The following is a 25,958-nucleotide window of genomic DNA, read 5'->3' as shown; positions in this document are numbered from 1 at the left end:
TCAGGGACGTTGATAACCGCTGCCAACCCTTAGCTGGCCACCACCAAAGAGCTGCTCTCTTCTTCTTTACCCAGCGTGTGGGAGACAGAGGCCTTGAGGGCTTCCCATGCCACATCAATCAAGAAGAGCGGACGCAGATCAGACTTGACCAAATTCCAAAGGCGTTGCACCTCTTCGGTGTGGAGACGGTCATCTTCGGTTAACGCTAGCACAATTTGCCGCCGCAGGTACTGCCCCTCCTCAGAAAAGAGATACTGCAAGCCCAAGGTGGCCGTTGGCGCGAGGTTAAAGTGCTGATCCTGCCGCGCGATCGCAATCAGGTTTTCCAGTCGTTGCCACTGAAGACGACCATCCTTGAAGAGGACATCCAATAACCGTCGCCGCAGTTGGGGTGATTCTCCTTGGAGCAGACGCCGTGCCACGTAGGGATAGCTGACATCAACAATGCGGAAGTTGGGGTTGAGGCACAGGGCAATGCCCTCTTGGGTCACCAGAGAGCGAATAATCAGGGCAAACTTAGCAGGAACCCGGAAGGGATAGGCATACATCAACTCGGAGAAGCGATCGGTGATCACTTTGAAGTTGAATTCCCGCACACTGGAGCCAATCACCTCCTCAAAGACCGACTCAAGGGCAGGGATAATCGGCGTAATATCCGTTTCCGGGGTCAGAAAGCCCAGTTTGACAAAGTCTGTCGCCAAGGCTGGATAGTCCTTGTTCACCAAATGAACGACGGCATCCACCAAGGATTCTTTAGTGCTCTCCTCCAGTTGATCCATCATGCCGAAGTCAATGTAGGCCATTCGGCCATCGGGCATGGCGAAGAGATTCCCCGGATGCGGATCCGCATGGAAAAAGCCAAATTCCAAGAGTTGCCGCAGACCAGAAATCACACCAACACGGATGAGTTCATCGGGATTGACACCCGCCGCCACCATGCAATCCGTACGGGTGAGTTTAATGCCGTGGATCCACTCCAGCGTGAGCACGTGCTCCGTGGTGTATTCCCAATAGATTTTCGGTACCTTAACCGTGGGATCATCGCGGAAGTTGGCAGCAAATTTCTCAGCATTGCGCCCTTCATTGAGGTAGTCAATTTCCTCGTAGAGCTTGCGGCCAAATTCATCGACAATGTCCCGCAAATCGTGGCAGAGGTTAATCGGTAGCCAAGGCTTGACCCACTGCACCAAAAGGCGGATTAAGAAGAGATCGCGGGTAATCACGGGCAAGAGATTGGGACGCTGCACCTTGACGGCCACTTCCTCGCCACTGTGGAGTTTGGCACGATAGACTTGGCCGAGACTAGCGGCGGCCACCGGTTGGGGTGAGAATTCGGCAAAGACATCCCCTAGGTTTAAGCGCAGATCCCGCTCAATAATGGCAATGGCAATCTCGTTGGCAAAGGGGGGCAGTTTGTCCTGCAGGAGCGTGAGTTCTTCGAGATAGTCGGGACAAATCAAATCGGGGCGAGTGGAGAGGGCTTGACCGACTTTGATGAAGGTTGGGCCTAAACGGATCAGGAGTTTGCGCAGTTGCATCGCCCGCAGGGGACGCTGACTTTCCTGTTGACCTAGCCACTTGTCCCACTGCAACAGCAGCCAAAATGTCAAGAAAGATACCGAAATGTTAACGAACCGCCAGATTACTTGCCAAGGGTGTCGCCAGTAGTAGCGGGCGATCGCCTCAGGATCGTAACGACGATGACCAGCACTAGGGACAGCAGAAACACGGGCAGTCACAGCTTTTTCACCTTATTCTCTGAAACCCAACTTACTACAACCCTCTCCCCTTGCCATGGGTGTTTCCACGGAGCACTTTTGGGAGCAACGTAAGCAACCATCGCAATTATGAGGATTTTGTTGATCCCCGGTGCTAGAGGAGCTGATCTTTTTGGGTTTGCTTAAATATAGTATAGAAAACTACACATAAGCCCTGCTAATCAATAAAATTCTTAACAAAAGTTTAAGGTTGGTGGTGCCAGCAATTCAGCCGTTGGTTTACCTAGGTGTATAGGTTCGCTGGTGCGGATTTGCCGATAATGGTACCGTAGGGCATCTTCTTATTCACACCCTTCCATGGCCAACAGGATCATTGCCACATCTGTTCTTGAGGAGTTGTTGGCGCGGTTGCCTCGCTTGCGATCGCAACTGTACTTCAAGACATCGCTGACGGCGCTCTCCCATGCAATGGAGGATCAGGTTTTGGCCAATGAGGATGCGCCGATTATTATTGCCTGCTTTCAGCGGGAACGCTTTTATCGCCAAGAAGCCCATCGTTACCAGCGCATTGCCACCAAGTCCCACCATGTTTACGTTTTGGCTGCCCCGGAAACCGAGTTTAGAAACTGCTCGGGGGACTATGAAACGGTTGCCTTTGATCCCGCGGATGCCCTCAGTCAAGAATGGCATTTGACCGTCTTGGGCAAAAATTACAGTACTTGCTTGGTCTGCCGCGAAGTCCAGCGATCGCCCGCCAATCGCTTAGATGTGTTGCCGCCGATGGATGCGGCGCGTCGTTTTGAGGGCATTTGGACCTTTGATCGGCAGGTGGCAGCCACAACCGCTGAAATCCTCCTCAACCGTATTCGGGAGTACCGCCCTGAACTCAAGGAGAAACTCAAGGAAGGTCTGGCACGGGTTGAGACCTATCGCCAAGTGGCGGGGTGCAATAGTGATCCTGCCCCCTTTGCCGATCGCCTGGTTACCTATCTGCAAGCCGGCCAGTACAAGCAAATCAAGGCCTACCGCCAAATTGCCATTCAAGAGCGCAAGGAACGCCTCACCAATGCGATTACCACGGCGATTCGCAACTCCCTTAATCCCACGGAAATTCTCACTCGTGCAGTGGCAGAACTAGGGGAAGCCCTAAAGGGCGATCGCTGTCTCATTTATCGTTGCCGCAGTACCGATACGCGGGTGCGCATTGAGCACGAGTACACGAGCGGTACCCTACCTCCTTTGCAGTACCAGTATTGGCCCGTGAGTGAACACCCCTACACCCAGCAGGCACTGGCACATCAGCAGGTCATTCAGGTGGATGATGTGGCCGCTGATCGCCACTACGAGGCGACCCGTTTCAAGCCCCTCGATGCCGCCGGGGTCAAAGCCCTCCTACTGGCACCTGTTCTCTATCAAGGGCGGCTGTTGGGCATTGTTGAACTCCACCGCGGTGAACCGCTGCCGTGGCACGACATGGACGCAGAATTAGTGGAGGCGATCGCCACCCAAGTGGGAGTTGCCCTGATTCAGGCGGAGGCCTACGCAGATTTAGAGGAACTCAATGCGCAACTGGAGGCCTTAGATCGCACCCGCAGCAATCTCATTGCAATTACGGGTCATGAACTGCGCACGCCCCTTTCGACCATTCAAGTCTGCCTCGAAAGTCTAGCGAGTGAACCCGATATGGATCCAGAACTGCGGCAGGTGATGTTGAGTACCGCTCTCGCCGATGCTGAGCGCATGCGGAAACTAATTCAGGACTTCCTCACCCTCTCGCAGTTAGAAAGTGGCCGGGTGCAGTGGCGACCGGAACCCCTCCCCCTCCAAGAACTGGTGGATCTAGCTCTCAGTAGTCTGCGCACCCCCAAGGATCAACTACCAACCATTCGCACAGTGTTGCCCAAGGAATTGCCCTTGATCCGAGCAGATGGCGAATGGCTAGTGGAGGTGCTCTCGAAGCTACTCGATAATGCCTGCAAGTTTACTGAGCAGTCGGGTCAGGTCTCCATTGCTGCCAAGCCTCGTCCCGATGGTCTATTGGAGGTGACGGTTGCCGATACTGGGCGCGGTATTGAACCGGATCGCTTGGAAACGATTTTTGATCGCTTTTATCAGGAGGAGGGGGCACTGCGGCGCTCTGCAGGTGGGACGGGCTTGGGTCTCGCGATCTGTCGCCAGATCATTACCAATTTGGGGGGGCAAATTTGGGCGGAGTCGGCGGGGCGCGATCGCGGTAGTGAGTTCCACTTTACGATTCCCATTGCTGAGCCTTTTTCTGGATAGGGGCTGCCAATCCCCCTAAGATAGACAACAACGAGTGGGCAGCCAGCCATGAGCCAATCCTTTGCTGATACCGCCATTGACATTTTGATTGACTTGGCCGAGCAGGGGGAAATTGACCCTTGGGACATTCAAGTGATTGAGGTCTTTGATCGCTGTTTGGCGGAGTTGGCACGGCGGGGGGAACCCAATCTCAGTGAATCAGGGCAGGCCTTTTTGTATGCAGCGATGCTGGTGCTCCTGAAGAGCGATCGCCTAGTTGCAGTTGCTGAACCGATTCCCGAAGAAACAGAATTCGCAGAGCCACCAGAGATCAGTGAAAACCAGTCCTTTGTGGTCTTGCCCCATGCCCTAGAGCAGCATTTGCATCGTCGCCCCGTGGCTCCCCCCCAACAACGGCGCCGCGTCACCCTTGAGGAATTGATTGCCCACCTGAAAACCATGGCGGTTCAGAACGACCGGGCAAAGGTGCTGCGGCCGCATCAACCCCGGCGGCGTCGCCGTCCCACAACCCTCAAGGCAATTACCCAACTGGCTCACCAAGAAAACCTCACGGAGATCGCTAGCGAAGTAGAAAGCCTCCTCGCAGAAATGGCTCCCGCAGGGACATGGCTAGACTTCCAAGCGCTACTGCGGCGCAAACCCGATCCCGTCGGGGTCTTTTGGGCGCTGCTATTCCTCGCTGCCCAGTCCAAGGTGGATCTCCAACAAAGCGATTTTTATCAACCCCTACAGGTGCGGACGGGTCTAGCTGAGGCGATGCCCCTAGAGGCCTAACGTCCCTCTGGCAGAAACGAAAAGCCCAAGGGTTTTACCCGCAGGAGTGCCTCACTCAGGGCAGCGTGGAGATACCCATTCGTGGCTAAAATCCGCCCTGAGGTCAGTTGAAAAGGAGATTGATCGTAGGCAGTGACAACACCCCCAGCTTCACGAACCAGAACCACCCCAGCGGCCAAGTCCCAAGGGGAGAGACCCCGTTCCCAATAACCATCGAGGCGACCACAGGCAATGTAGGCCAAGTCAATGGCTGCCGCGCCACCCCGCCGTACCCCTTGGCTGAGATGGGTCAGGTAGCAAAATTCCGCATAGTTGTTGTCCTCTGTTTCACGGCGATCGTAGGCAAAACCCGTCACCAAAAGGCTGTGACTCAGTTCTGCGGTACTGGAAACACGGATGGGCTGGCGATCGCGGGTGGCACCGAGGCCTGTAGCAGCGCGAAACAGTTCGCGATGAAAGGGATCATAGACGACACCAATGTGGGGTTCGCCCTCTACTAAGAGAGCCACTGACACCGCACTAAAGGGGTATTGATGGGCATAGTTGGTGGTGCCATCCAGCGGATCAATGGCCCAGAGAAATGGATTATCCTTCAGTCCCGAAAGACCCGATTCCTCCGCCAGCACCGCATGGTCTGGACAATGGCGATGAATTACATCTAGTACCGCCGCTTCCGACTGGCGATCGGCCACTGTGACGAGGTCACCAGAGCGCCCTTTTTCCTCAATCTCACTCAGTTTGCCCCAGTAGTGCTGAAGAACAGCGCCCCCCGCCAAGGCTGCCTCCGTGGCAATTTCTAAATAACGCTGCCGCTCACTCTCCGGCAGTGGGCAACTCACGGCTGTCATGGATCACTAGTCCTCATCGAGGGGTAGCCCCAACTGGACTCGCCCTTTGCCAAAGTAGCGGCCAAATTGCAGCTCATAGACCTCATCTTCATCTTGGGTTTCCACCTCAAGGTCAGAGCGGGCATAGCTGACACACAAGAGGGCATAGCCTTGGGCTTGCAGGGCTGGGGAGAGTCCCATGGCTTCGGGTTGATAGACATGGCCCGAGAGAATGCGCACAGCACAGGTGGTACAGGCACCGTTGCGACAGGAAAAGGGCAACTCAAGGCCTTGGCTCTCAGCGTATTGCAGGATATAGCGATCGCTGGGAACAGTAATTGTGTACGTCCGCGTGGGTGGATCCCCCGGCTTAAGGGGACGCACGTGAATGGTCACAGTGTAGGTTTGTGGCGTGCTCATGGTCTCGCTATCTTACCGTGAAAAGGGCTGTCAAAGACCTTGCTTCGTCCCTTAGCTACCATACCGCAATCCCAACCTGCTAATGACAATGCTAGGGTAGGAGCGGTTCTATGACCCACATTTGTAGGGAGACCTAAAATTATGAGTACCTTAGTGGTCATTGCGTTTGATGATGAGTACAAGGCGAACGAAGTATTAATCCAGCTATTAAAACTCCAGCGTGAGCATCTCATTGACCTTGAGGACGCGGCTGTTGTCGTGCGCACCAAAGAGGGCAAGGTTAAAATCAACCAGACTCAGGATTTAACTCTCCAGGGTGCCCTTGGCGGTGGCTTTTGGGGGCTGCTCATTGGTCTATTGTTCTTCAATCCCCTCTTGGGCTGGGCTGCGGGTCTCGTGGCGGGGGCGATTTCTGGCAAATTTACCGATATTGGCATTGACGATAATTTCATCAAGGAATTGGGACAAACCATTGCCCCCGGTAGCTCGGCCATCTTTACATTGGTGCGTCAAGCCACACCCGACAAAGTCCTTGAGGAAATTGCTCCCTTTGGCGGTAAAGTCCTGCGCACCTCCCTGTCGAAAGAGGATGAAGCGAAGTTGCAAGAAGCCCTCAACCGAGGCAATCCGGCGTCCCAAGCGCCTGCTCCTAGCGAAGCAACGACCTCTAGTGAAACGGCGAACAGTTAGTTTGTTGAGTTTGTCTTGGGTCTAGCTCTCGCTCTAAATTGATTAGGATAATTTTGAGAGGCTCGGCCATTCCCTAGATACAGCCCTTTTTCCAAGGATGGAACCCACGCCACACTGCGCAAGTGAGTGTCGGGCAACATTTTAGTTCCTTAACCCCTATTTCAGAAAAGGGCTGTCACTGGGCATTGTGCTCACAGTTAGGGATGCCAATAGGGAGTGTTGGGGAGTGGGCATACGGTGCAGGATCAAACTAAACCAACCGCAGTGATCGCGATCTTAAAACGCTTTGGCCGGCGATCGCGCCAACTCAATCGTCTAGTCCCCCTTGTGCAAAAGCAGTGGCGTGCCTGCTTACCTTGGTTGCAACACTGGCAAGTGGCGGCTGGCCTCTCCCTCCTCACCTCCGTCGGGATTTCGGGGCTATCCCTGTGGCTGCTGCTGCGGCAACCGACGACTCCCGGCAATTGTGATTTTGTCCTGTGGCCTTTGGCATCGGCCTCCTTTCGCCTCTACTGCGCCCAACAGGCGGCGGAGCGACACACCCTTGAGGATTTGCTCCATGCCATTGATCTCATTGATGACTTGCCCCGCGATCATCCCCTTGCCCCTGAGATTAATCGCCGCTTAGAGGCGTGGTCAGATCAGGTTTTGGCCTTGGCAGAGGTAGCCTTTCATGAGGGGCAATTAAATCGGGCGATCGCCTTTGCGCGGCGGATTCCTCGCGATGTCCAAGCCTATACCAAGGTGGAAGAACGCATTCAGCGCTGGCAGGAAATTTGGCAAGAGGGGGAGAGCATTTACCGGCGCGCCGAAGCCGCCTTAAAAAACCTCGAATGGCGAGAAGCTTTTCAAATTTCACTAGAACTCCAATTCGTTGCCAATCGCTACTGGGCGCAGGAGCAGTTTGGTGCCTTTAATGAGCGAATTATCCGTGCCCAACGGGAAGATCGGCAGTTGGATGAAGCCCGTGCCCTCATGGCGCAAGGGGGAGCCGATAACTTGGCCGCTGCCATTGCAATTGTGCGGCGAATTCCCACCACCAGCGATATTTATCCCGGTGCGCGGCGATTGCTCAATGAGTTGGGTGAACAGTTACTTGCGTCAGCCGTGGCGGCTCTGAATCGCTATGACCCCCAAGAGGCAAGGCGGATTGCTGGTTTAATTCCCCGTGATGTCAGGAGTGCCCGCAGCGCTGAGGATGTGGTGACGTTGGCAACCGCAGAAGAATTTGCCCAAGCGGGGATGGGACAAGACATTGACCGAGCGATCGCCCAAGCACGAACAATTACCGCAGAACGCCCCCTCTACTTTGAAGCTCAGCAGGCCATTCGGCGCTGGCAAACGGATCTAAAAGTGCTGCATACCCTCGCAGAAGCCCAAGCCATTGCCCGTGGTGGCACGATGGATCGCCTCTACCTTGCCCTCAACAGGCTCAACATTCCTTTGGCGGATGCAAGTCCCTATCGCCAAGACCAAATCCGCGATCAGCGACGGCTGTGGCAACGTCAAATCGAGATTGCTGAGGATCAACCCCTGATCGATCAGGCCAACGCCCTTGCCCGCCAAGGCACCCCTGAAGCCCTGCTGCAAGCCCGCCAACTCTTGGAGCAAATTCGTCCCCAGCGTGCCCTCTATGAAACGGCTCAAAATCGGCTCAAAGAACTCTTTCCCCCCGTTGCCACTGAAGCGGTGAGCTGGCAGCCTGACCCAGATACGGCTCGCCTGAATGAAGCCCAGCGCCGTGCTCGAGGGGGGCGCGATCGCGACTTTGCCGCTGCCATTGCCATTGCCCAAGAAATTTCCCCCAACTCCAGTGTCTATGCCACCGCCAACCAATTGATTGTGCAGTGGGGCAACAATATCTTAGAGCAGGCGCGCTATTGGGTGGGGCGGGACAACCAGCAGGCGATCGCCACCGCCGAACTCATCCCCCCCACGCATCCCCTCTACCCAGAGGCAAGGGAATTAATCCGCATTTGGCAAGAGGTGGAACCCCAGACCCCCTTTTAGGCGCTTTCACTGGTTCGCGGGCGCTTCTACAAGTCGCACCTTTTGGGCCAGACCGATCGCTTGCAGTGCTCGAATCGTGATCCACGTAATATCAAATTCCCACCATTGCAGACCGTGGCGTGCCGAATGGGGATAGGTGTGGTGATTGTTGTGCCAGCCTTCGCCAAAGGTGAGCAGGGCAACCCACCAACAATTCGTGGAGCGATCGCCCGATTCAAAGGTGCGGTAGCCAAATTTATGGGTGGCACTATTGACAAACCACGTGAGGTGATACACCAGCACAAGGCGGACAAAGATGCCCCAGACCACAAAGGGCAGTCCCCCCCACAAATACAGCAAGACCCCTAAAACCCCTTGAATGGGCACAAAGTACTGATTCAAAAACCGATAGACGGGGTCAGTGTTAATGTCCTTGGTGAGGCGTTCTACCTCTGCCTTGGCGGGCACTTCTTGGAGCATCCAACCCATGTGCGACCACCAAAACCCCTTTTGGGAATTGTGCTGATCCAGTTCTTGATCGGAGTGGAGATGGTGATTACGGTGCAGGCCAACCCATTCAATAATGCCCCCTTCACAGGCCAAGCTACCGCAAAAGACAAAAAAGTATTCCAGCCATTTCGGACATTGGAAACTGCGATGGGTGACAAGACGATGCCATCCCAAGGTAATCCCTAGGCCACCAGACACCCAGTAGAGGACAAAACAGAGGAGCACTGCCGACCATGAAAACAGCGGGGGCACAAATGCCAGCAACGCTCCCAAATGGACAATGCCCATAAAAAAAATCACCCCCCAGTTGGGACGCAGGGGGCGCGAAGGCAACGAAGAAACAGATGTCATAAAACTCTCAAACACATTGACAAGCCCCACCAGACTGTACAGCCTGCTGATTTGGGGCATAACGGTTGTGAATGCTTTTTGAACTAGGCCTCAAAAGAAACCTATGCTTAACCAGCAAACCAGCCAACCCTTGATTCCATCTTGGCCGAGATTGGGGGGCACGTCAAGCCAAATGAGGATCGGTTATCCACTAGATTTCAGTGCCCTGTAACCTTACCAAACCTTAATGTTTCCTTTGTTCAAGATTTGAGATATTTCAACTACCTTGATAACTGGATACTCTGTGAAAACTCAGCGCTCAGCAAGATTTTATAGAAGTTTTCACTTAAGTTCATAATTTTCTGGCATAAAAAGCGAGGTTAAGTATGGTGTCAAGTTCCAATCCTGAACTGGAACGACTCAATCAAGTGCATGGTCAGGCCAACCCTTGGAAATTTTGGGGACCTTACTTGAGTGAACGGCAGTGGGGCACGGTGCGGGAAGACTATTCTGCCGACGGCAATGCTTGGGAGTATTTTTCCCATGATCAGGCGCGATCGCGGGCCTATCGCTGGGGTGAAGATGGCCTTGGCGGGATTTGTGATGCCCAGCAGCGGCTTTGTTTTGCGCTTGCCCTCTGGAATGGTAACGATCCGATTCTCAAGGAACGGCTTTTTGGCTTGACCAACAATGAAGGGAATCATGGCGAGGACGTTAAGGAGTATTACTTTTACCTTGACAGCACCCCCACCCACTCCTACATGAAGTACCTCTACAAGTACCCGCAGGCGGCTTATCCCTACTTGGATTTGGTGACAACCAATCGCCACCGCAGCCGCTTTGAAGCGGAGTATGAACTCTTGGATACAGGGGTCTTTGAGGGCGATCGCTACTTTGATGTCTTTATTGAATATGCCAAAGCAGCTCCCAACGACATTTTGATCCAAATCAGTATTCACAATCGCGGCAACGAAGCTGCCCATTTACACGTTCTACCCACCCTCTGGTACCGCAATACGTGGAGTTGGACACCGGGGCACATTCCCACCAAACCGGAACTGAAGCAAATGGATGCGACACTGGTGCGGGCACGCCATGAGGAGCTAGGGGAATACGAGTTTGTCAGCGATCGCCCGGTGCCCTTCCTCTTCACCGAGAATGAAACCAACTTTGAGCGACTCTTTGGCCAGCCCAACGCCTCACCCTACGTCAAGGATGCCTTTCACCGCTACCTGATCAATGGTGAGCAGAATGCCGTGAACCCCGGCAAAGTCGGCACCAAGGTCGCCGCCCACTATCAAATCACGGTTCCTGCCCAGGGGGTTGAAGTCATTCAACTGCGCCTTGCCCCCGCCAAAAGTAGCCCCCTCAGCTTTGGCAATGCCTTTAGCGATCGCCTCAACCAAGCTCGCACCGAAGCGGATCTCTTCTTTGATCACCTCATCCCCAGTGACTGCACCGCCGACCAGCGCAATGTGGTTCGTCAAGCCTTTGCCGGCATGATGTGGACCAAGCAGTACTACTACTACCCCGTCAAGCAGTGGCTGGAAGACAAAGCCCTGCCCCCCGATGTGGAAGAGCGCATCGTTACCCGCAACAAATCGTGGTTCCACCTTGAAAGCGCCGACATTATCTCCATGCCCGACAAGTGGGAATATCCTTGGTTTGCCGCTTGGGACTTGGCCTTCCACTGCTCGGCTCTAGCGCTCATGGATATGGACTTCACCAAAGAGCAACTCAAGCTGATGGTGAATGAACTGTATCTGCACCCCAACGGTCAAATTCCCGCCTACGAATGGAACTTTGGTGATGTGAATCCGCCGGTTCATGGGATTGCCACGTGGCAAATCTATCTCTTGGACAAAGCGCTGAAAAAAGGCGAAGGCGACTTGGCCTTCCTTGAGAGTGTCTTCCACAAGCTCATGCTCAACTTTACGTGGTGGGTCAACCGCAAAGACTCCCTCGGCAACAACGTCATGGAGGGTGGCTTCCTTGGTTTAGACAATATTGGCGTCTTTGATCGCAGTGCGCCCCTACCCACCGGTGGTGTGCTTGAGCAGGCGGATGGTACAGCTTGGGTGGCAATGTTTGCCCTCGATATGCTCTCTATGGCGCTGGAGCTAGCACAGCACAATCCCGTTTATGAGGATATTGCCTGCAAATTCTATGAGCACTTTGTCTATATTGCCGGAGCGATGGATCGCGTTGGCGTCCAGAAAGATGAACTCTGGGATGAAAAGGATGGCTTTTACTATGACCTGCTGCGGCTGCCCGATGGCCGTGCCCAGCGCCTGAAGGTACGCTCGATGGTGGGATTGCTGCCCCTGTGTGCCACTGCCATCTTCTCTGAAGAGTTGCTGGACTCCCTACCCACCTTCAGGGAGCGCATTGCTGCCTTTAATGCCCGCCACCCTGAGCTTTTGGCCAACATTAACCCCATCGATCGCCCGGGTGTAAAAAAACGGCGGCTACTCTCGCCCGTGAATGAGATCAAACTCCGGCGGATTCTGACCCGGATGTTGGATGAGAGTGAATTCCTCAGTGACTATGGCATCCGTGCCCTCTCCCGCTACCACTACGATCACCCCTATGTTTTCCAACTAGGTCGCGAGGCCTATCGCGTTAGCTATGAACCCGGTGAATCCACCACTGGCCTCTTTGGCGGTAACTCCAACTGGCGTGGTCCGATTTGGATGCCGGTGAACGCCCTTTTGGTGCAAGCCCTGCGCAAAATGTATGGCTATTATGGCAACGAGTTTACGGTGGAATGCCCCACCGGTTCAGGACGCTGGCTTAACCTCTGGGAGGTCTCGGCAGAAATTGCCCGCCGCTTGGCCAGTATCTTCCTTAAGGATGAATCGGGGCGGCGACCGGTCTATGGTGGCACCGAAAAATTCCAAAGCGATCCCCACTGGCGTGATCTGATTCTGTTTTATGAATACTTCCATGGCGATAATGGCGCAGGACTAGGGGCGAGTCACCAAACCGGCTGGACGGGGCTGATTGCACGGATGATCATGGCACTCAATGTTCTCGACGCCGATGAGGTACTGGAGAAAGGACACTTGGCCGTGGTCTCGAAACGCTTAGCGGAGTTGGTCAGCGCCAGCTAGTACCGGATGAAGGCTGAAGTGTGTTGTCATCGGGGGGCGATCGCCCCCTTTTTGCATTTCTCAATGCTGAAATGGCAGAACCGTTGCCGCAGCCCTAAACTTCGGTAATCCGAGCTGATTTGAGAGGGATTGAATTGTTCCAAGGGTTAGTGAATTTCCGTAAAATTACCGTCCACAGTGTATCTTGCATCTCTTAAATTGGTAGAGAGATGGAAGGAGTGGTCTAGCTTTTGCCTAACACTAGAGTTCTACTGCTTTTAGGGTGGATGAGTTAATAAAGCTATTACATTTTGCAACGAAGGCAGGAGACATGTTAAGCTGATTTACAAAAGTTCACATTCCATCTCGTGTTCCACTTTGGCTGCGTTTGAGGTTTTGGTTTATGTCGCTCACACCCATGACTCGCTACTACATTCGCCGTCTGCTTGCAGAGCGCGCTGAATCCCTTGGGTTGACCGTGAGTGGTACCGAGAGTGACAGTCAAGCCTTTGCCGATCAATTAGCACGCCTAGAATCCTTGGCGGCAACCAAGTTGGCGGAAATTGATCTCATTGTGCGGATGCACCAAACCTTGAGCCGCAACGGCCAAACCTACAATAGCTACCTCGCCAATCTGGAACAAAAACTCTTTGCCCTCATGGGTCTAGGGGGACAACCTCGCGAAGAACTGACAGACATTACCCTACCGCAGCTTGAAGAAACAAAAGGTGCCGCAGCAAAAGTCCTCACCTTGGCGGAAGTGCTAGAACACTTTAACAAAATTGGCGATATTGCCCAGAAATACCTTGGCAAGATGATTGTGGCCAACTATTGGCGGGGGACTCGTCCCTACAGCAGTTGGTTTGCTGACTTTACAGTGACCAATGACGGCCGTGTGGTTTGTCAATCGTACCAGTCCACCCGCGATGTGTTTCTCAGTGAGGAGCAGCTAGAGCACTTGCAAGGTTGGCTAGAGGCATTTATCCGCCAGTGCCAACGAGTGCTGCCCCAATTTACGAAGCAACTGCAAAAAGCGGGGGTGCCCGAAACGGTTTTAGCTTAGAGCTGTATGCGGATTTTCTTTGCGGTTCTCTGGCTGGGATTGATTGTCTATAGCTTTGGTTTTGCGCCCCCCGATCAACCGCAAACACTGACGCTCATTCAACGGCTAGCGACAGGAGACTGGCAGGGCATCAACCCCCTCATTGTCAGTCTTTTTAATTTGATGGGCGTCTGGCCATTGATTTATACCGCATTACTGGTGGTGGACGGTCAAGAACAGCGATTTCCCGCGTGGCCATTTGCGGCTTTTAGTTTTGCCGTAGGCGCGTTTGCCCTCTTACCCTATTTGAGCCTACGCCAGCCAGCACCGATCTTCACGGGAGAACTCAATTGGGGGGTACGCCTTTGGGAATCACGGCTCACTGCCGTTGTCATTGGTTTATTGGCTATAGGCTTTCTTGGCTATGGTCTGATCGCAGGTGATTGGCCAGACTTTTGGCAGCAGTGGCAAACCAGTCGCTTTATTCATGTGATGACTCTGGACTTTTGCCTACTGTCGTTGCTCTTGCCGGTGCTGCTGGTGGATGACTGGCAACGGCGAGGGATAGAAAAGTCACCGTGGCGCTGGTGGAGCCTTGTCCCCCTCTTGGGAGCATTGGGATACTTGCTTTTGCGTCCGCCCTTAATTCTCTCGAAAAAAAGTGTGGCATGATACAAAAAAATGCCCCTGAATTGGTTTTACTAATCTGTCAATGCTGAACTCTTCACCCAGAGCAAGATTCGCTGGCGTTGAGAGAGTTGCGTTGTTGGGGGGATATCAATGCCGACAGCACCCTATGCGATCGCTACACCACCCATTGAACCACCTTGGATTGACATACGACTCATGAACAAAGATCAACCCTTAGCACCCGTCTTTCGCCACATGGCCAGTGGCCTGTTTCCATCCACGACTGAAACCTATGAACGCGGCAAAACCATTTTCTTTCCGGGGGATCCAGCGGAAAAGGTCTATTTTCTCCTCAAGGGCGCAGTGAAGCTCTCACGGGTGTATGAAGCAGGTGAAGAAATTACGGTGGCGCTGCTGCGGGAAAATACGGTATTTGGGGTGCTGTCCCTGATTACGGGCACCCGCTCCGATCGCTTTTACCATGCGGTGGCGTTTACAAACGTGGAGCTATTGGCGGTTCCCATCGAACAGGTGGAAAAGGCGATGCATGAGGATCCCGATTTGCCGATGTTTATGATTCAGGGGCTGTCATCGCGGATCCTGCAAACGGAGATGATGATCGAGACCCTTGCCCACCGCGATATGGGATCCCGCTTGGTCAGCTTTTTGCTGATTCTTTGCCGTGATTTTGGCATTCCCACCAGTGCCGGCGTAACGGTGGATTTGAAGCTTTCCCATCAGGCGATCGCCGAGGCCATTGGTTCGACACGGGTTACTGTGACTCGCCTATTGGGGGAACTCCGCGATCAAAAAATGATCTCAATTCACAAAAAGAAAATCACCGTGCATAATCCACTGATGCTGAGCCAGCAGTTTACCTAGGGGTGAGAGGCCACCACCAGTTGGCCATAGTCCAGTTTAATCAGGCGATCGGCCACGTCAAAGTAGCGATCGTCATGGCTAATCACAAATACCGTTTTGCCTTGGGCTTTTAGCTCGGGTAGGAGTTGGCGGTAGAAAATCTCTCGAAAGAGGGGGTCTTGATCCGCTGCCCATTCATCAAAGAGGTAGGCGGGGCGATCGTCGAGATAGGCCATCAACAACCCCAAACGCTTGCGCTCCCCTTGGGAAAGCGAGGTCGTAGAGAAGCGGTTGCCTTCTAGGCGGACTTTGTGGCTCAAGCGCAGTTTTTCGAGGTAACTTGGCACTTTTGCAAGGCGTTCGGGAGACTCAATGCCCAACAGAGACTCAAAAAGATAAAAGTCACTAAAAACCGTGGCAAAGTGTTGGCGATACCATTCGTAGTCCTCAGGCTGCAAACAGCGATCATCTACCCAAATTTCCCCCTGATCGGGAATGTACAGCCCGGTAATAATTTTTGCCAGGGTGGATTTACCGCTGCCATTGCCACCGACAATAAAAAGGAGTTCCCCAGCCTGCACGGTCAAACTCAAAGGGCCGAGGGTAAAGGTTGCAGGTTCATCCTCGTGAGTACCGTGGTACTGATGGCGAATCTGTCGCAGTGAGAGGGTTTTCCAGCCAAGCGGAGGGAGTTCGCCTGTATCGTTGAGGTCTTGGCACGGATCGCCAAGGCTCAGTTGGAGGGATTCCACCTTCTTGAGGGCAACGCTGGCACGACTAAATACTGGAATGGCATCAATCACCTGTTGCATCGGCAGCATGAGGTAAATGATCGTCAGGACATACCCTGAGAGAACGGTGGGTGTGGCTCCCAGCAAATGGGGCAGCGTAAAGAGAAAGAAGCCAATGGTGACAAAGAGCAGCAACTGCCCCCAACTGGCAGCAATGGCAAAGACCATGTACCCTAGCTCGTTTTGCTGTCGTGTTTTCTGAGCAGTGGGTTCTAATTCCCGATAAAAGAAGGCCAACCGCCGTTGCCGATTGAGCTTGAGTTCTTTGTTGCCCTCGGTGAGTGTCCGAAAGTGTTGAAAGAGGTGATCCTGTTGCTGCCGTGCCCGCTCTAGGAATTTTCGTGCTCTGCCCGCTAGAAATAAGTAGCTGCCAGTACCAATGACAATTAAGCCCACAAGGGCAAAAAAGAGGGGCGGCGACAACCAACCCATGTAAATCAAGCAGCCAATAACAATGGCAATGGCATTAAAAAGATTGGGCAGGACAGAAAAGGAACGGGAGACGGCATCCACGTCCTCTGTCAGCGTCGCAAGGAGTTGGGGATTGCCAATGGCTTCTAACTGGCGTAGGGGTGAAGCGAGAATCTGGCGACTGAGGAGGAGGCGCATTTCATAAACCGCCTGTTGGGCAGCCCGCACCAGCAGCACTTGGGAGCTAAAGTGGGTCAGCAGTAGGAGCGTGCCAAGGAGAATAAACCCCCAAGGTAAGAGGCCCTGGAGGGCAGGGGTTTTCTGGAGGGCGGCATTAATGAGGGCAATGAGCGCAGCCGTACTGCCACCGTTGAGAAGTCCAGCGATCGCTGCCGCAACAATCGTCGGCCAAGCCGCCCGTAAAAGAATCCGAAAGAGCTTCACGAATCTGTCGTCTCATCAGAGGTGGAGTTGGACTCAGACTCTTCGAGATTCAACTTGGGAATAAAACTGGGGCGATCGGCATTTTCCCAACCGGGGGGACGCTTCGAGTTGTACCATGCAATGAGGCCAATGCTCACGGCCGCCACAAGACCCAGCAGCAACACCCCATAAAAGGGGACAAAGTTACCTGCACCAACGGTAAAGCTAATCCCCAATGACCCCATCATCGTCCTCTTAACATTTAGAAATATGTAGAACACCACTATATCAACCCTATGGCTGCTTTGAGAATCCTGAGAGCTGGAAGCGGCTGTGCTGCCTAAGGTAGAGTACAAGATAAATGAAGTTTTTGCTGGCTGTCCCCCCTCTTTTCAACAATCAACCATGAGCGATCGCGCCCTTCGCCCGGCTGTTGTGGCTGCTGTGGAACCCGGCTCTATTGCCGCTGAGTTGGGATTTGAACCCGGTGATGCATTGGTGGCCATTAATGGCGATCGCCCCCGCGATTTGATTGACTATCGGTTTCTCTGTGCCGAGGAATACCTCACCCTCGAAGTGCTAGGCAAAGACGGCCAAACCTACGTCCTCGAAATTGAAAAAGACATTGATGAAGATTTAGGGCTGGAGTTTACCAGTGCCCTCTTTGATGGGTTGATGCAGTGCAACAATCGCTGCCCTTTTTGTTTTATTGATCAGCAGCCCCCCGGCAAACGGCAGAGCCTCTACGCCAAGGATGATGACTACCGCCTCAGCTTCCTCTATGGCAGCTACATTACCCTGACGAACCTGCTTCCCTCAGAGTGGCAGCGCATTGCCCGCTTGCGCCTTTCCCCTCTTTACGTTTCTGTCCATGCCACAGTACCCAGTGTCCGCCAACGCCTACTGAAAAACCCACGGGCAGGGGAAATTCTGCAACAGATTCGCTGGTTTCAAGAGCAGCGGCTGCAACTCCATGCCCAAGTTGTTGTCTGTCCGGGCATTAATGACGGCGAGTGTCTTGAGCAAACACTGCGGGATTTAGCCCAGTTCTATGATCCTGAGGAGCCAACCGTGCTTTCAGTGGCAGTGGTGCCCGTGGGGCTGACCCGCTTTCGCCCTGCTGAGGATGAACTGATCCCCGTCACCCCTGACCATGCCCAAGCAGTGATTCAACGGGTACAGGCGCTCCAACAGCAGTTTGAACAGCAGTGGCAAACCCCCTTTGCTTGGCTGGCCGATGAATGGTTCTTGATTGCCGGATCGCCCTTACCCCCCGCCGCCCACTATCAGGACTATCCGCAACTCAGTAATGGTGTGGGCACGATTCGCCTGTTTTTAGAAGAGTTTGAGCTTCACGCCCAACAGCTTCCCCAACGCCTACCGCAGCCGCGTCATCTGAGTTGGGTGGTGGGCAATACAGTGGAACAGGCCTTTGAACCCTTGGTGGCTCGCCTGAATCAGATTGAGAATCTGCGCCTTGATCTCTATGCCCTTGCTAGCGACTATTGGGGACAGCAAATGTCCGTGACCGGGCTATTAACTGGTCATGATTTGATCTATCACCTGAAGGGCAAACCCTTGGGCGATCGCCTGCTCCTGCCCAGTCTGATGCTCAAGCACGATGAACCCGTTTTTCTCGATGATGTGCCTTTAGCGACTGTGGAAGAAGCGCTAGGAGTCCCCATTCAAGTGGTCTCTGGTGGCGCGGCAGGGATTATTGCCGCCTGTACCCAGCCCTAAAATGGCTGATCTTGCCCCTTGGGATCCCCGCGACCTATAATGGCTGGATGCTGTCCGCTGCACACTCAACGCTATGATTGCCACCTCGTCCCGTCCGGTTCGCATTGGTTCCCGCAAAAGTCAACTGGCTCTCGTGCAAACGGAATGGGTACAGGCGCAACTGCAAAGCCACCATCGCGATCGCGCTTTCGAGGTGGTGACCATGACTACCCAAGGGGACAATATCCTTGATGTCGCCCTTGCCAAAATTGGCGATAAAGGCCTCTTTACCAAAGAGCTAGAACTCTCAATGCTGCGGGGCGAAACCGATCTGGCCGTTCACTCCCTCAAAGATTTACCCACCAAGTTGCCCGATGGTTTAGTTTTAGGCGCGATTACCGAGCGGGAAGACCCAGCGGATGCCCTCGTTTTAGGTGCGAAATGGACAGGACACACCATTGATACCCTACCTGAAGGCACAGTCATTGGTACCTCGTCACTGCGTCGCTTGGCACAATTGCGCCACCACTACCCCCATCTCACGTTTAAGGATGTGCGGGGGAACTTAAATACTCGCTTGGCCAAGTTAGATGCTGGGGAATACGATGCCTTGATTTTAGCGGTGGCCGGTCTGCGGCGTTTGGGCTTTGGCGATCGCATTAGCCAAGTCTTACCGGCAACAGTATCCCTCTATGCCGTGGGTCAGGGCGCTTTGGGCATTGAATGCCGCGCCGACGATGCCGACATTTTAGCCTTGGTCAAGACCCTCGAACATCCAGAAACAGCAGCCCGTTGTTTAGCCGAGCGAGCCTTTTTGCGGCAATTGGAAGGGGGCTGTCAAGTACCCATTGGCGTACATACAGTGATTGAAAATGGTCAACTTACGCTCACAGGCCTAGTAGCGAGTCTCGATGGCCAGCGCCTTGTCAAAGACAGTCTCACAGGAGAACCTGCCAGCGCAGAAGAACTGGGGACGCAGCTTGCTCTGAAACTTCGTGAACAGGGTGCCTCAGAGATTTTGGAAGAGATTTTTGCCACCGTACGTCCGGAACGCTAGTTTGTGCTTACCACGGACTGCCAATCATCGTAAAGGCCGCCCAGAAGTAGGGATGACTTAAGGAGCGATCGCCCACAGCAACCTCTGGCGGCAAGGGAATCCCCCCACGGAGTGTGCGCAGTTCATTACCCTTGACTGTAATATCGCCCCGCAACATCGCCAATTGTGCTTGCCGTAGTGCCTCAGCCTTGATCGGTGCCCTATTCAACTGATTGTAAAAGCCTGTCATCAAAGCCAGTGTCCCCTCATCACTGACATACCACAAGCTAGCCAGCACCGACTTCACCCCAGACTGCACCGACAAACCCGCAAACCCCAGCTCGGCATCCAAGTCACCCACCGCTGTACGACAGGCACTCAATGTCAGTAACTCTGTTTCCGGGCGATACAGGCGTAAATTCCGCAACTGCAATAAATTCAACCGCCCATCCGTAAAGGCAATGTAGGAGTTTTCAGGTGATCCCGGCTGAAACTCACCGTGGGTTGCTAAGTGGATGATTTGATAAGTTCCCTGCCGATGCTGCCGCTCCAAGTTGGGAATCGTAAAGTCAGCATTAAGGAACTCCGTACCGCCCCCTAAATCCTTGGTAATTTGGGCTAGCTCCACAGGTACAGCGGGTAAAGGCGACTGATCTTTGAACTCCGATGCCCCCATTGCCAGAATCCGCGCCTGTTGGACACTGCGGTAACGGGTATCCATGAGGCTCATGCTGGGTACTAGAGCCATACTAAAGCGCTCAATCAAGAAGCCCTTACCATCATGGAGTGCCGCCACGGGAATTCCCCGCATGCCACTATCAAGGACAAAAACCAGTGTTTCAACCCCTTGGGCATCCAACTGGGATCGTAAGGGTGCAATTAACCACTGATAGAGTTGCTGGGATGCAGGTAGATAAGCACGGGTATTAACCAAGCGTGGATCCCGAACACTATTCGTAAACTGATCCACCATTTTTAGGAGTTGCTCACGCCCAACACCTCGTATTGGTGAGTGAATCGGCTCTCCCTCTGGCGTCACCATCATTAAATCCAGTTGATCTGGCCGTGCCAGTGTATAGATAACGGCTGGCTTTTTACCTGTCTGCTTAGCAATTTCATTGAGAGCGGCTTGAGTTTCCTTGATGGAAATCTCTCTTACGTTACAGGTACGTCCAAAATAACCGGTAACTTCTTGACAGCCCCGTTGATCCAAAAGGGTGAGAGCACGTTCAAGGTCATTATTGACCAATGCAATCTCAATATCCGTCGTTAAAAGAATGGGAGGTGACTCAGGGGGCAACTGTGATGGTGCATAGGTAACAGGCGGAGGTGGTTCCAGCAATGTATTAGCTTCTTGCTCAGGAATAATAGGTACGCTTTGACCTGTATTCTCAAAACGAATATTCCCTACTTCTACCAAGCCTGACAAAGTTCTTGGTGGGGAAATAATGGAATTGTCTGACTGAATAGCACCTGCTGTTCCATTGAGAGCAGAGTCACCAACTAAGAATGATGTGTCATTGTTGATGAAGATATTGACCGAGCGACCAAATATGCTAGTGGGCACACCACTGCGATCAAAGGTTCCTAAAGCACGCAATGAATTCTCAGCATAGATGTCAACTCCACCCACCCCGGCGTTAATGAAGTTGAAAACAATGTTGCCGCTACTCAGGTTAACGTTTCCACCATTAGTAGCTAAATTACCCAACGTTAAATTACCAGTGCCAGTGGGTGTAATTGTAAAATTATCAGCAAAAAAACCTGCTAGTGTCACACTACCAGTCAAGAACAATGAATCAACAGTTGGTGGTGTGATTGGAAATCCCCCTAATTTTAGAGAGACTATACCTGTTTGCGCGGAAAAATCACCACCATTGGTAAAGACATTACCGGTTGTAATGCTACCAGCAGTGAAAACTCTACCAGCAATGAGAGATACATTACCACCACTACCAGCAGTATTCAGATTTCCTAATTTTAAAAACCTCCCAACAAAGGCTTCAAGATTACCACCACCTGTAGTTATATCTCCAACATTAGCATCTATATTAGAAGCCAAGTAAACAAATCCGCCGTTATTACTAATATTTCCAGTTGAAAGTGATCTGATGGCAAAAATGCCGATCGGTCCGCCAGCACTTACTACGTTCCCAAGAACAGCATCATTACTAGCAAATACTCGAATATAGCCATTACTTTGAGTCGTTTGTAAGTTATTTGCGGTAATGTTGGCAGCAGTGATAGTCATTGCGTTATCTAAGTAAATTTCTGAACTTGTAGTAATGTTGTTCAGTTGAATATTGCCACCAGCTTTAATTATTAAGTTTGCTGTATTAATTGTTCCAGTAACTGTAGTCTGACCAGTTGAAGTAATACTCAATGGATGATTACCAGTAATATTGCCATTAAAGGTAATGTTCCCTCCTGAAAAGTTAGCTGAGTTCAGCAGAGTTGTGTTTCCAGTGAATTGAATACTACCTGAAGATGCATTAACTGAACCTCCAAGGGAGATTGAACCTCCACTACTCTGTAGATTAATACTTCCACCTGATGTACTGAGAACATTGCCAATGGAGGGAAGGAGAATGTTACCGCTAGCTTGGAGGCTGATATTTGTTCCGTTGGTTTGTATTGGAGCATTCGCACTAATATTTGCTGCACTAATGTTGATTGGGTTGTTTTGAGATTCGTTATTTTGAATTAGACCCTGTGCTTGTAGTGTTAAGTTGCCCTGAAGAGAGATAGGATGGTTAATGATAATATTATTGTCCGCCTGTAGAGTAAGCGAGTTTGTGGAGCTGCTGGAAATGGGGGTTTCCACATAGATATTTCCAGTGCCACTTGCAGTACTCGCTGTTGTAACAATAACGTTGGTGGAACTGAGTGCTGATAACAGTGTTCCTATACTTAGTTCAGAGAATGGATAAAAGTTTGATGCTGCCTGAAAAGGGGAAGAAGGGGTGATATTGAAATCAAAAGTGCTATCAATAATGTAAATATCCGTTGGATCCAGCAGGAGTGTTCCTGTGGTGCCGTTCGGGGCAGTGGTGTCAACTGTGCCTTGAAAATCAAGGGATTGTTTGCCAGAAACTTCGACAAAACCACCGTTGCCGCTAAGAGCGCCGCCGCGTGTGCTAATTTGACCGTAAAAACGAGTGCTGTTATCTGCCCAGTTGATGATTGTTCCGCCATCCCCCTGACTGAGGGCATTGGCATTGAGGGAAGTCCCGCCATTCACGAAAAGATTACTGGCATTGAAAGTGCGATCTAAGCGATTCGTTCCTGTTGTGCCCCCTAGGTAGTCACCACCGACGAGAATGGTGCCGCCCCCTGTATTGCCCGCAGCAGTCAGTTGAGCATTAATCAAAGCAATATTACTGCCTTGGCCAGCAATGGTGATTTTCCCCCCGGCGCTGGTGGTATGACTCACATCAATCGTGCCGCCAATGACCGCCGTATTCGTGGTTAGGGGAATCTTGGTACTATCGTGAACTAAATGAATCGTGCCATCTGGATTTTGAATCACACTATTGACGGCAGGATAGCCATGACCCCCTGTCAGTAACGTCGGGAGATCAATTGGCTGAATAATGCCTGCGGCGGGTAATCGCTCTTGGGGAATTTCAAGACTGAGGAGCATGCCCTCTTGGGAAACTCGCACTAGACCTGACTCGGGCACTGCCACAACATTCACTGTGCCCCCTGCTGCGCCAAGGGTGCCTGTATTCATCACCTGATGCGCCATCAGGGTCAGGGATTGACCGGCATTAACACTGAGATTGCCTTCATTGATCAAAATCCCTTTGTTGGCAAATTCAAAGCCGAGGGGAGAGCCATTGAGCTGGGTGTAAGAGTTGGCGCCATTGAGGTCAAAGATACCGCCACCAAAGTGAACCCGCTGCGCCGTTGAGGCATGGAAGGCTGCCGGTAGATTTAACTGGGCATTGGGACCAAAGACAATACCCGCAGGATTCAGGAGGTAGAGATTACTGTTGCCCCCCGTAACTTGCAGTACGCCATTGATATAGCTAGCACTGCCGCCATTAACACCAGCGAGAATGTTGTGGATTTGTGGCGTAGACAGAAAGTTGGCGGTTTGCCCCTGCTGAACATTGAAGTTGCGGAAGAGGTGAAAGAGGTTTTGGCCATTCCCCGAAAGCTGTCCACCATCAATGTTGAACTGATTGTTGACAGTTTCTACAGTTGTGCCCGTGGTATTGGGAGCGGGGGTGATTTGAGCCAGTGCGGGGGCAGTTAGAAGAGAAACAAGGCCAGTGAGGCTGATTACGCTACGGGAAAACACAGTCATTAAAAACTGGGGAGCCATATCACTTTTTTTGTGAAAAGAGTTTGATACGGAAGATAGTTTTATCCTCAGGGACTCTTTCACATATGGCTCAGGAAATATGCCACTTAGCAAAGTGTCTATCCTAGGTTTTTCCTAAAATAGGGTGCTGAGAACAGAGCGCAATTTGAAGCGGAGGGCGATCGCCGTCAGGTTATCGTGGCCATTGACTTGGTTCCCCATATCAATCAATTTATGGAGCGACTGACTGAGGGGAATACTAAAGTCAAGCATCGGGACTAAGTGGCTAATGATATGGGTTTCAAGGCAGCGATTATCGGACAGACCATCGGAGCAAAGTAAAACAAGAGTATCTTCTTCGATGTCTAGGTCAATGACTTCCGGGTAGATGGCCTCATTGTTGCGAGGGCCGAGGGCTTGGGTGAGTTGGTAGGCATCGGGTCGGCCATAGGCAATTTCTGGCTCAACCCCCTGTTGGATCAGACGTTGACCCACTTCGTGATCGGTGGTCAGTTGTTGTAGTCCTTGGCGTTTGGTGAAGTGGTAGACACGACTGTCGCCGACATGACCAAGGCGAAGATGGTAATTGTGCACCAATGCCATCACAAGTGTTGTGCCCATGCGACCACTGCCCATTTTGGCTTTTTGATCATTAGTGGCAAAAATGACCTCATTGGCACGGTAAATGGCGTTGCGTACCTCCTCCGCACTCGGCAGTTCTCCCTGCCACGGCCAAGTCTGCTCGAAGTATTCATGAACAGTTTTCGTGGCTAAGGAGCTAGCAACTTCTCCTTCGGCGTGGCCGCCCATGCCGTCACAGAGAACATAAACTCCCTGAACCTCTAGTTGTTGACCGTTGGGGGTCATGCGCACCTGCTGCCGATGATTGATGAGATAGAAATCCTCGTTGTGGTGGCGATCGCGCCCGGTATCGGTGTGGGCAGCAACATCCACTTGAACCAGTTGTCGCGGTAAGAGGGCAGTGGGTGCATCCTCAATAGCGGTATGATCCTCTTCTGGTGATTCTGGTGAGAGGGTGATGTCTGGCAGTTCATTAATCAAGTCACCCGTACTTTCACCTGTCTCCTCCTCAAAGTCTGGCAGGGGTTCACTGCGCAGGGTGGAGGCGAGAGAGTCGAGCAACATCTGAATTTCTGAGATTTTCTCCAGAGGAGCCGTGCTCAAGGAGACCAAGAGGGGCATAAAAACGGCTTGACGGCGACTAGAGGCATGGCCAAATAACTCTTGCCAAACGCTAACAAGGCTGGGGGGCGGTGTGGGTCGCTCGAAGGTTTTCACTAAGGGCAAGGTGAAGTCCAGTTGATGCAACCGCAATTGATCATCTGGGTTGACGGCTAAGTTCTTCACTGTGAGCAAAGAATAATGGCAGTGCCACGGTTCTAGAGTTTTCCACAACTCAATCATGTCCTCTAGGTACTGGAAAATTTGCTCATCGGAAATGTTGTCGTCTTGCCACACATCTTGCAGAGGGCGAGCAGTGTGATTGTAGTCGAGAATAATGCCGTGGCAGTAGTTGGCCGGTAAGTTGCTTGTGGAAACGGTATCTAGCCACGCATCGTGGATGGCTGGAATGGTTTCGGGATAGACAAGGTGCAAGGCAAGGTAGGCGATCGCCACCGCACTGAGGTCAGGGTATTGTGATTGCAAATGAGGAATGACCACACTGGGGTCGAGAATGTTTAGCCCCTGTGCCCAGTCCTGAGCGGTTTCGCGGAGGGCTTCTAAGAGTGTTGGTTCCTCAGGCTGTAGATCCTGTACCAGTTGGGGCAAATCACAGGCGTAACGGTGATCCCAACGTTGGTAGCGGTGCTGGGGGTCAAAAAAAGCGGCGGCATTGGGAGGATTGGTGTCCTGCTCAAACACAGTTCCCTCAGAGTTGCGGTTGGGGACAGCCAAAATGGGGTGATCGGTATAGGCAGGATAGAGGACGCCCCACCAAAGTTTGAGGTTTTGATCAGTTTGAGCAGTAGGCATTAGAGCAGGTGAGCCAGCAAAGACAGCACAGCGACGACCACCCCTTGTGGTGTGGGAGGGGTATCCCCTATTGTATAGCGATCGCCCTAGGACAGCCCTTTTCTACGT

Annotated in this window: 18 protein-coding genes; 10 read left to right on the top strand and 8 right to left on the bottom strand. The window is 52.5% G+C overall.

Going from position 1 to position 25,958, the window contains the following annotated elements:
- Positions 1 to 29: 29 nt before the first annotated feature.
- Entirely contained in the window at positions 30 to 1,739 is a 1,710-nt protein-coding gene (locus KV190_RS10580; protein WP_460193298.1) for an ABC1 kinase family protein, read from the bottom strand.
- A gap of 336 nt (positions 1,740 to 2,075) precedes the next feature.
- On the opposite strand from KV190_RS10580, the gene KV190_RS10575 reads away from it, so the two are divergent.
- Together KV190_RS10575 and KV190_RS10570 are read left to right on the top strand one after the other, a co-directional pair.
- Positions 2,076 to 4,001 (top strand): DICT sensory domain-containing protein, encoded by a 1,926-nt coding sequence (locus KV190_RS10575; protein ID WP_460193297.1) that lies wholly within the window; start codon positions 2,076 to 2,078, stop codon positions 3,999 to 4,001.
- Between the two features lie 48 nt (positions 4,002 to 4,049).
- Entirely contained in the window at positions 4,050 to 4,775 is a 726-nt protein-coding gene (locus KV190_RS10570) for a segregation/condensation protein A (RefSeq protein WP_460193296.1), read from the top strand.
- Here the strand turns inward: KV190_RS10570 and KV190_RS10565 are convergent.
- Both KV190_RS10565 and KV190_RS10560 read right to left on the bottom strand, forming a co-directional pair.
- Positions 4,772 to 5,623, bottom strand: a complete 852-nt coding sequence (locus KV190_RS10565; protein WP_460193294.1) for an inositol monophosphatase family protein — start codon at positions 5,621 to 5,623, stop codon at positions 4,772 to 4,774. The two genes, KV190_RS10570 and KV190_RS10565, sit on opposite strands and share 4 nt — an antisense overlap.
- Before the next feature lie 6 nt (positions 5,624 to 5,629).
- On the bottom strand, positions 5,630 to 6,022 hold the full coding sequence (locus KV190_RS10560) for a 2Fe-2S iron-sulfur cluster-binding protein (RefSeq protein WP_225901556.1): 393 nt from the start codon (positions 6,020 to 6,022) through the stop codon (positions 5,630 to 5,632).
- 141 nt (positions 6,023 to 6,163) lie between these two features.
- Here KV190_RS10560 and KV190_RS10555 point away from each other — a divergent pair, with 141 nt between their 5' ends.
- A complete protein-coding gene (locus KV190_RS10555) occupies positions 6,164 to 6,712 on the top strand; it encodes a DUF1269 domain-containing protein (protein WP_460193293.1) in 549 nt (182 codons plus the stop codon).
- A 237-nt stretch (positions 6,713 to 6,949) separates the two neighbouring features.
- Positions 6,950 to 8,722: a hypothetical protein gene (locus KV190_RS10550; RefSeq protein WP_460193292.1), complete on the top strand. Its 1,773-nt coding sequence runs from the start codon at positions 6,950 to 6,952 to the stop codon at positions 8,720 to 8,722.
- A gap of 6 nt (positions 8,723 to 8,728) precedes the next feature.
- Here the strand turns inward: KV190_RS10550 and KV190_RS10545 are convergent, their stop codons facing one another.
- The gene (locus KV190_RS10545; protein WP_460193290.1) at positions 8,729 to 9,562 is read right to left on the bottom strand and encodes an acyl-CoA desaturase; all 834 of its coding nucleotides are present in this window, start codon (positions 9,560 to 9,562) and stop codon (positions 8,729 to 8,731) included.
- 365 nt (positions 9,563 to 9,927) lie between these two features.
- On the opposite strand from KV190_RS10545, the gene KV190_RS10540 reads away from it, so the two are divergent.
- The 4 genes from KV190_RS10540 (at position 9,928) to ntcA (ending at position 15,187) form a co-directional block, all read left to right on the top strand.
- Entirely contained in the window at positions 9,928 to 12,654 is a 2,727-nt protein-coding gene (locus tag KV190_RS10540) for an MGH1-like glycoside hydrolase domain-containing protein (protein ID WP_460193289.1), read from the top strand.
- Positions 12,655 to 13,036: 382 nt separating this feature from the next.
- Positions 13,037 to 13,696 carry a hypothetical protein gene (locus KV190_RS10535; RefSeq protein ID WP_460193288.1) on the top strand — a complete coding sequence of 220 codons (660 nt, stop codon included), beginning with the start codon at positions 13,037 to 13,039 and terminating at the stop codon, positions 13,694 to 13,696.
- Between the two features lie 6 nt (positions 13,697 to 13,702).
- Positions 13,703 to 14,347, top strand: coding sequence for a DUF2834 domain-containing protein (locus KV190_RS10530; RefSeq protein ID WP_460193287.1), 645 nt, complete (start codon positions 13,703 to 13,705; stop codon positions 14,345 to 14,347).
- A 174-nt stretch (positions 14,348 to 14,521) separates the two neighbouring features.
- Complete coding sequence (ntcA, locus tag KV190_RS10525; RefSeq protein ID WP_190278317.1) at positions 14,522 to 15,187, top strand: global nitrogen regulator NtcA; 666 nt, start codon at positions 14,522 to 14,524, stop codon at positions 15,185 to 15,187.
- Here ntcA and KV190_RS10520 read toward each other — a convergent pair.
- A complete protein-coding gene (locus KV190_RS10520) occupies positions 15,184 to 16,812 on the bottom strand; it encodes a cyclic peptide export ABC transporter (protein WP_460193286.1) in 1,629 nt (542 codons plus the stop codon). The genes ntcA and KV190_RS10520 overlap by 4 nt on opposite strands.
- Complete coding sequence (psb35, locus tag KV190_RS10515; protein WP_460193285.1) at positions 16,809 to 17,039, bottom strand: photosystem II assembly protein Psb35; 231 nt, start codon at positions 17,037 to 17,039, stop codon at positions 16,809 to 16,811. The genes KV190_RS10520 and psb35 overlap by 4 nt, the downstream gene beginning before the upstream one ends.
- 157 nt (positions 17,040 to 17,196) lie before the next feature.
- Here psb35 and KV190_RS10510 point away from each other — a divergent pair, with 157 nt between their 5' ends.
- Positions 17,197 to 18,531, top strand: a complete 1,335-nt coding sequence (locus KV190_RS10510; RefSeq protein ID WP_460193284.1) for a TIGR03279 family radical SAM protein — start codon at positions 17,197 to 17,199, stop codon at positions 18,529 to 18,531.
- Between the two features lie 73 nt (positions 18,532 to 18,604).
- The gene (gene hemC / locus KV190_RS10505) at positions 18,605 to 19,567 is read left to right on the top strand and encodes a hydroxymethylbilane synthase (protein ID WP_460193283.1); all 963 of its coding nucleotides are present in this window, start codon (positions 18,605 to 18,607) and stop codon (positions 19,565 to 19,567) included.
- A gap of 7 nt (positions 19,568 to 19,574) precedes the next feature.
- Here hemC and KV190_RS10500 read toward each other — a convergent pair whose 3' ends face one another.
- Together KV190_RS10500 and KV190_RS10495 are read right to left on the bottom strand one after the other, a co-directional pair.
- Complete coding sequence (locus KV190_RS10500) at positions 19,575 to 23,939, bottom strand: CHAT domain-containing protein (protein ID WP_460193282.1); 4,365 nt, start codon at positions 23,937 to 23,939, stop codon at positions 19,575 to 19,577.
- Between the two features lie 51 nt (positions 23,940 to 23,990).
- Positions 23,991 to 25,850, bottom strand: a complete 1,860-nt coding sequence (locus KV190_RS10495; RefSeq protein ID WP_460193281.1) for a serine/threonine phosphatase — start codon at positions 25,848 to 25,850, stop codon at positions 23,991 to 23,993.
- Between the last annotated feature and the right edge of the window lie 108 nt (positions 25,851 to 25,958).

The organism is Thermosynechococcus sp. FA-CM-4201, assembly GCF_054689355.1.
The sequence above is the reverse complement of the archived record's forward strand: the minus strand, read 5'-3'. Positions and strand labels throughout refer to the sequence as shown.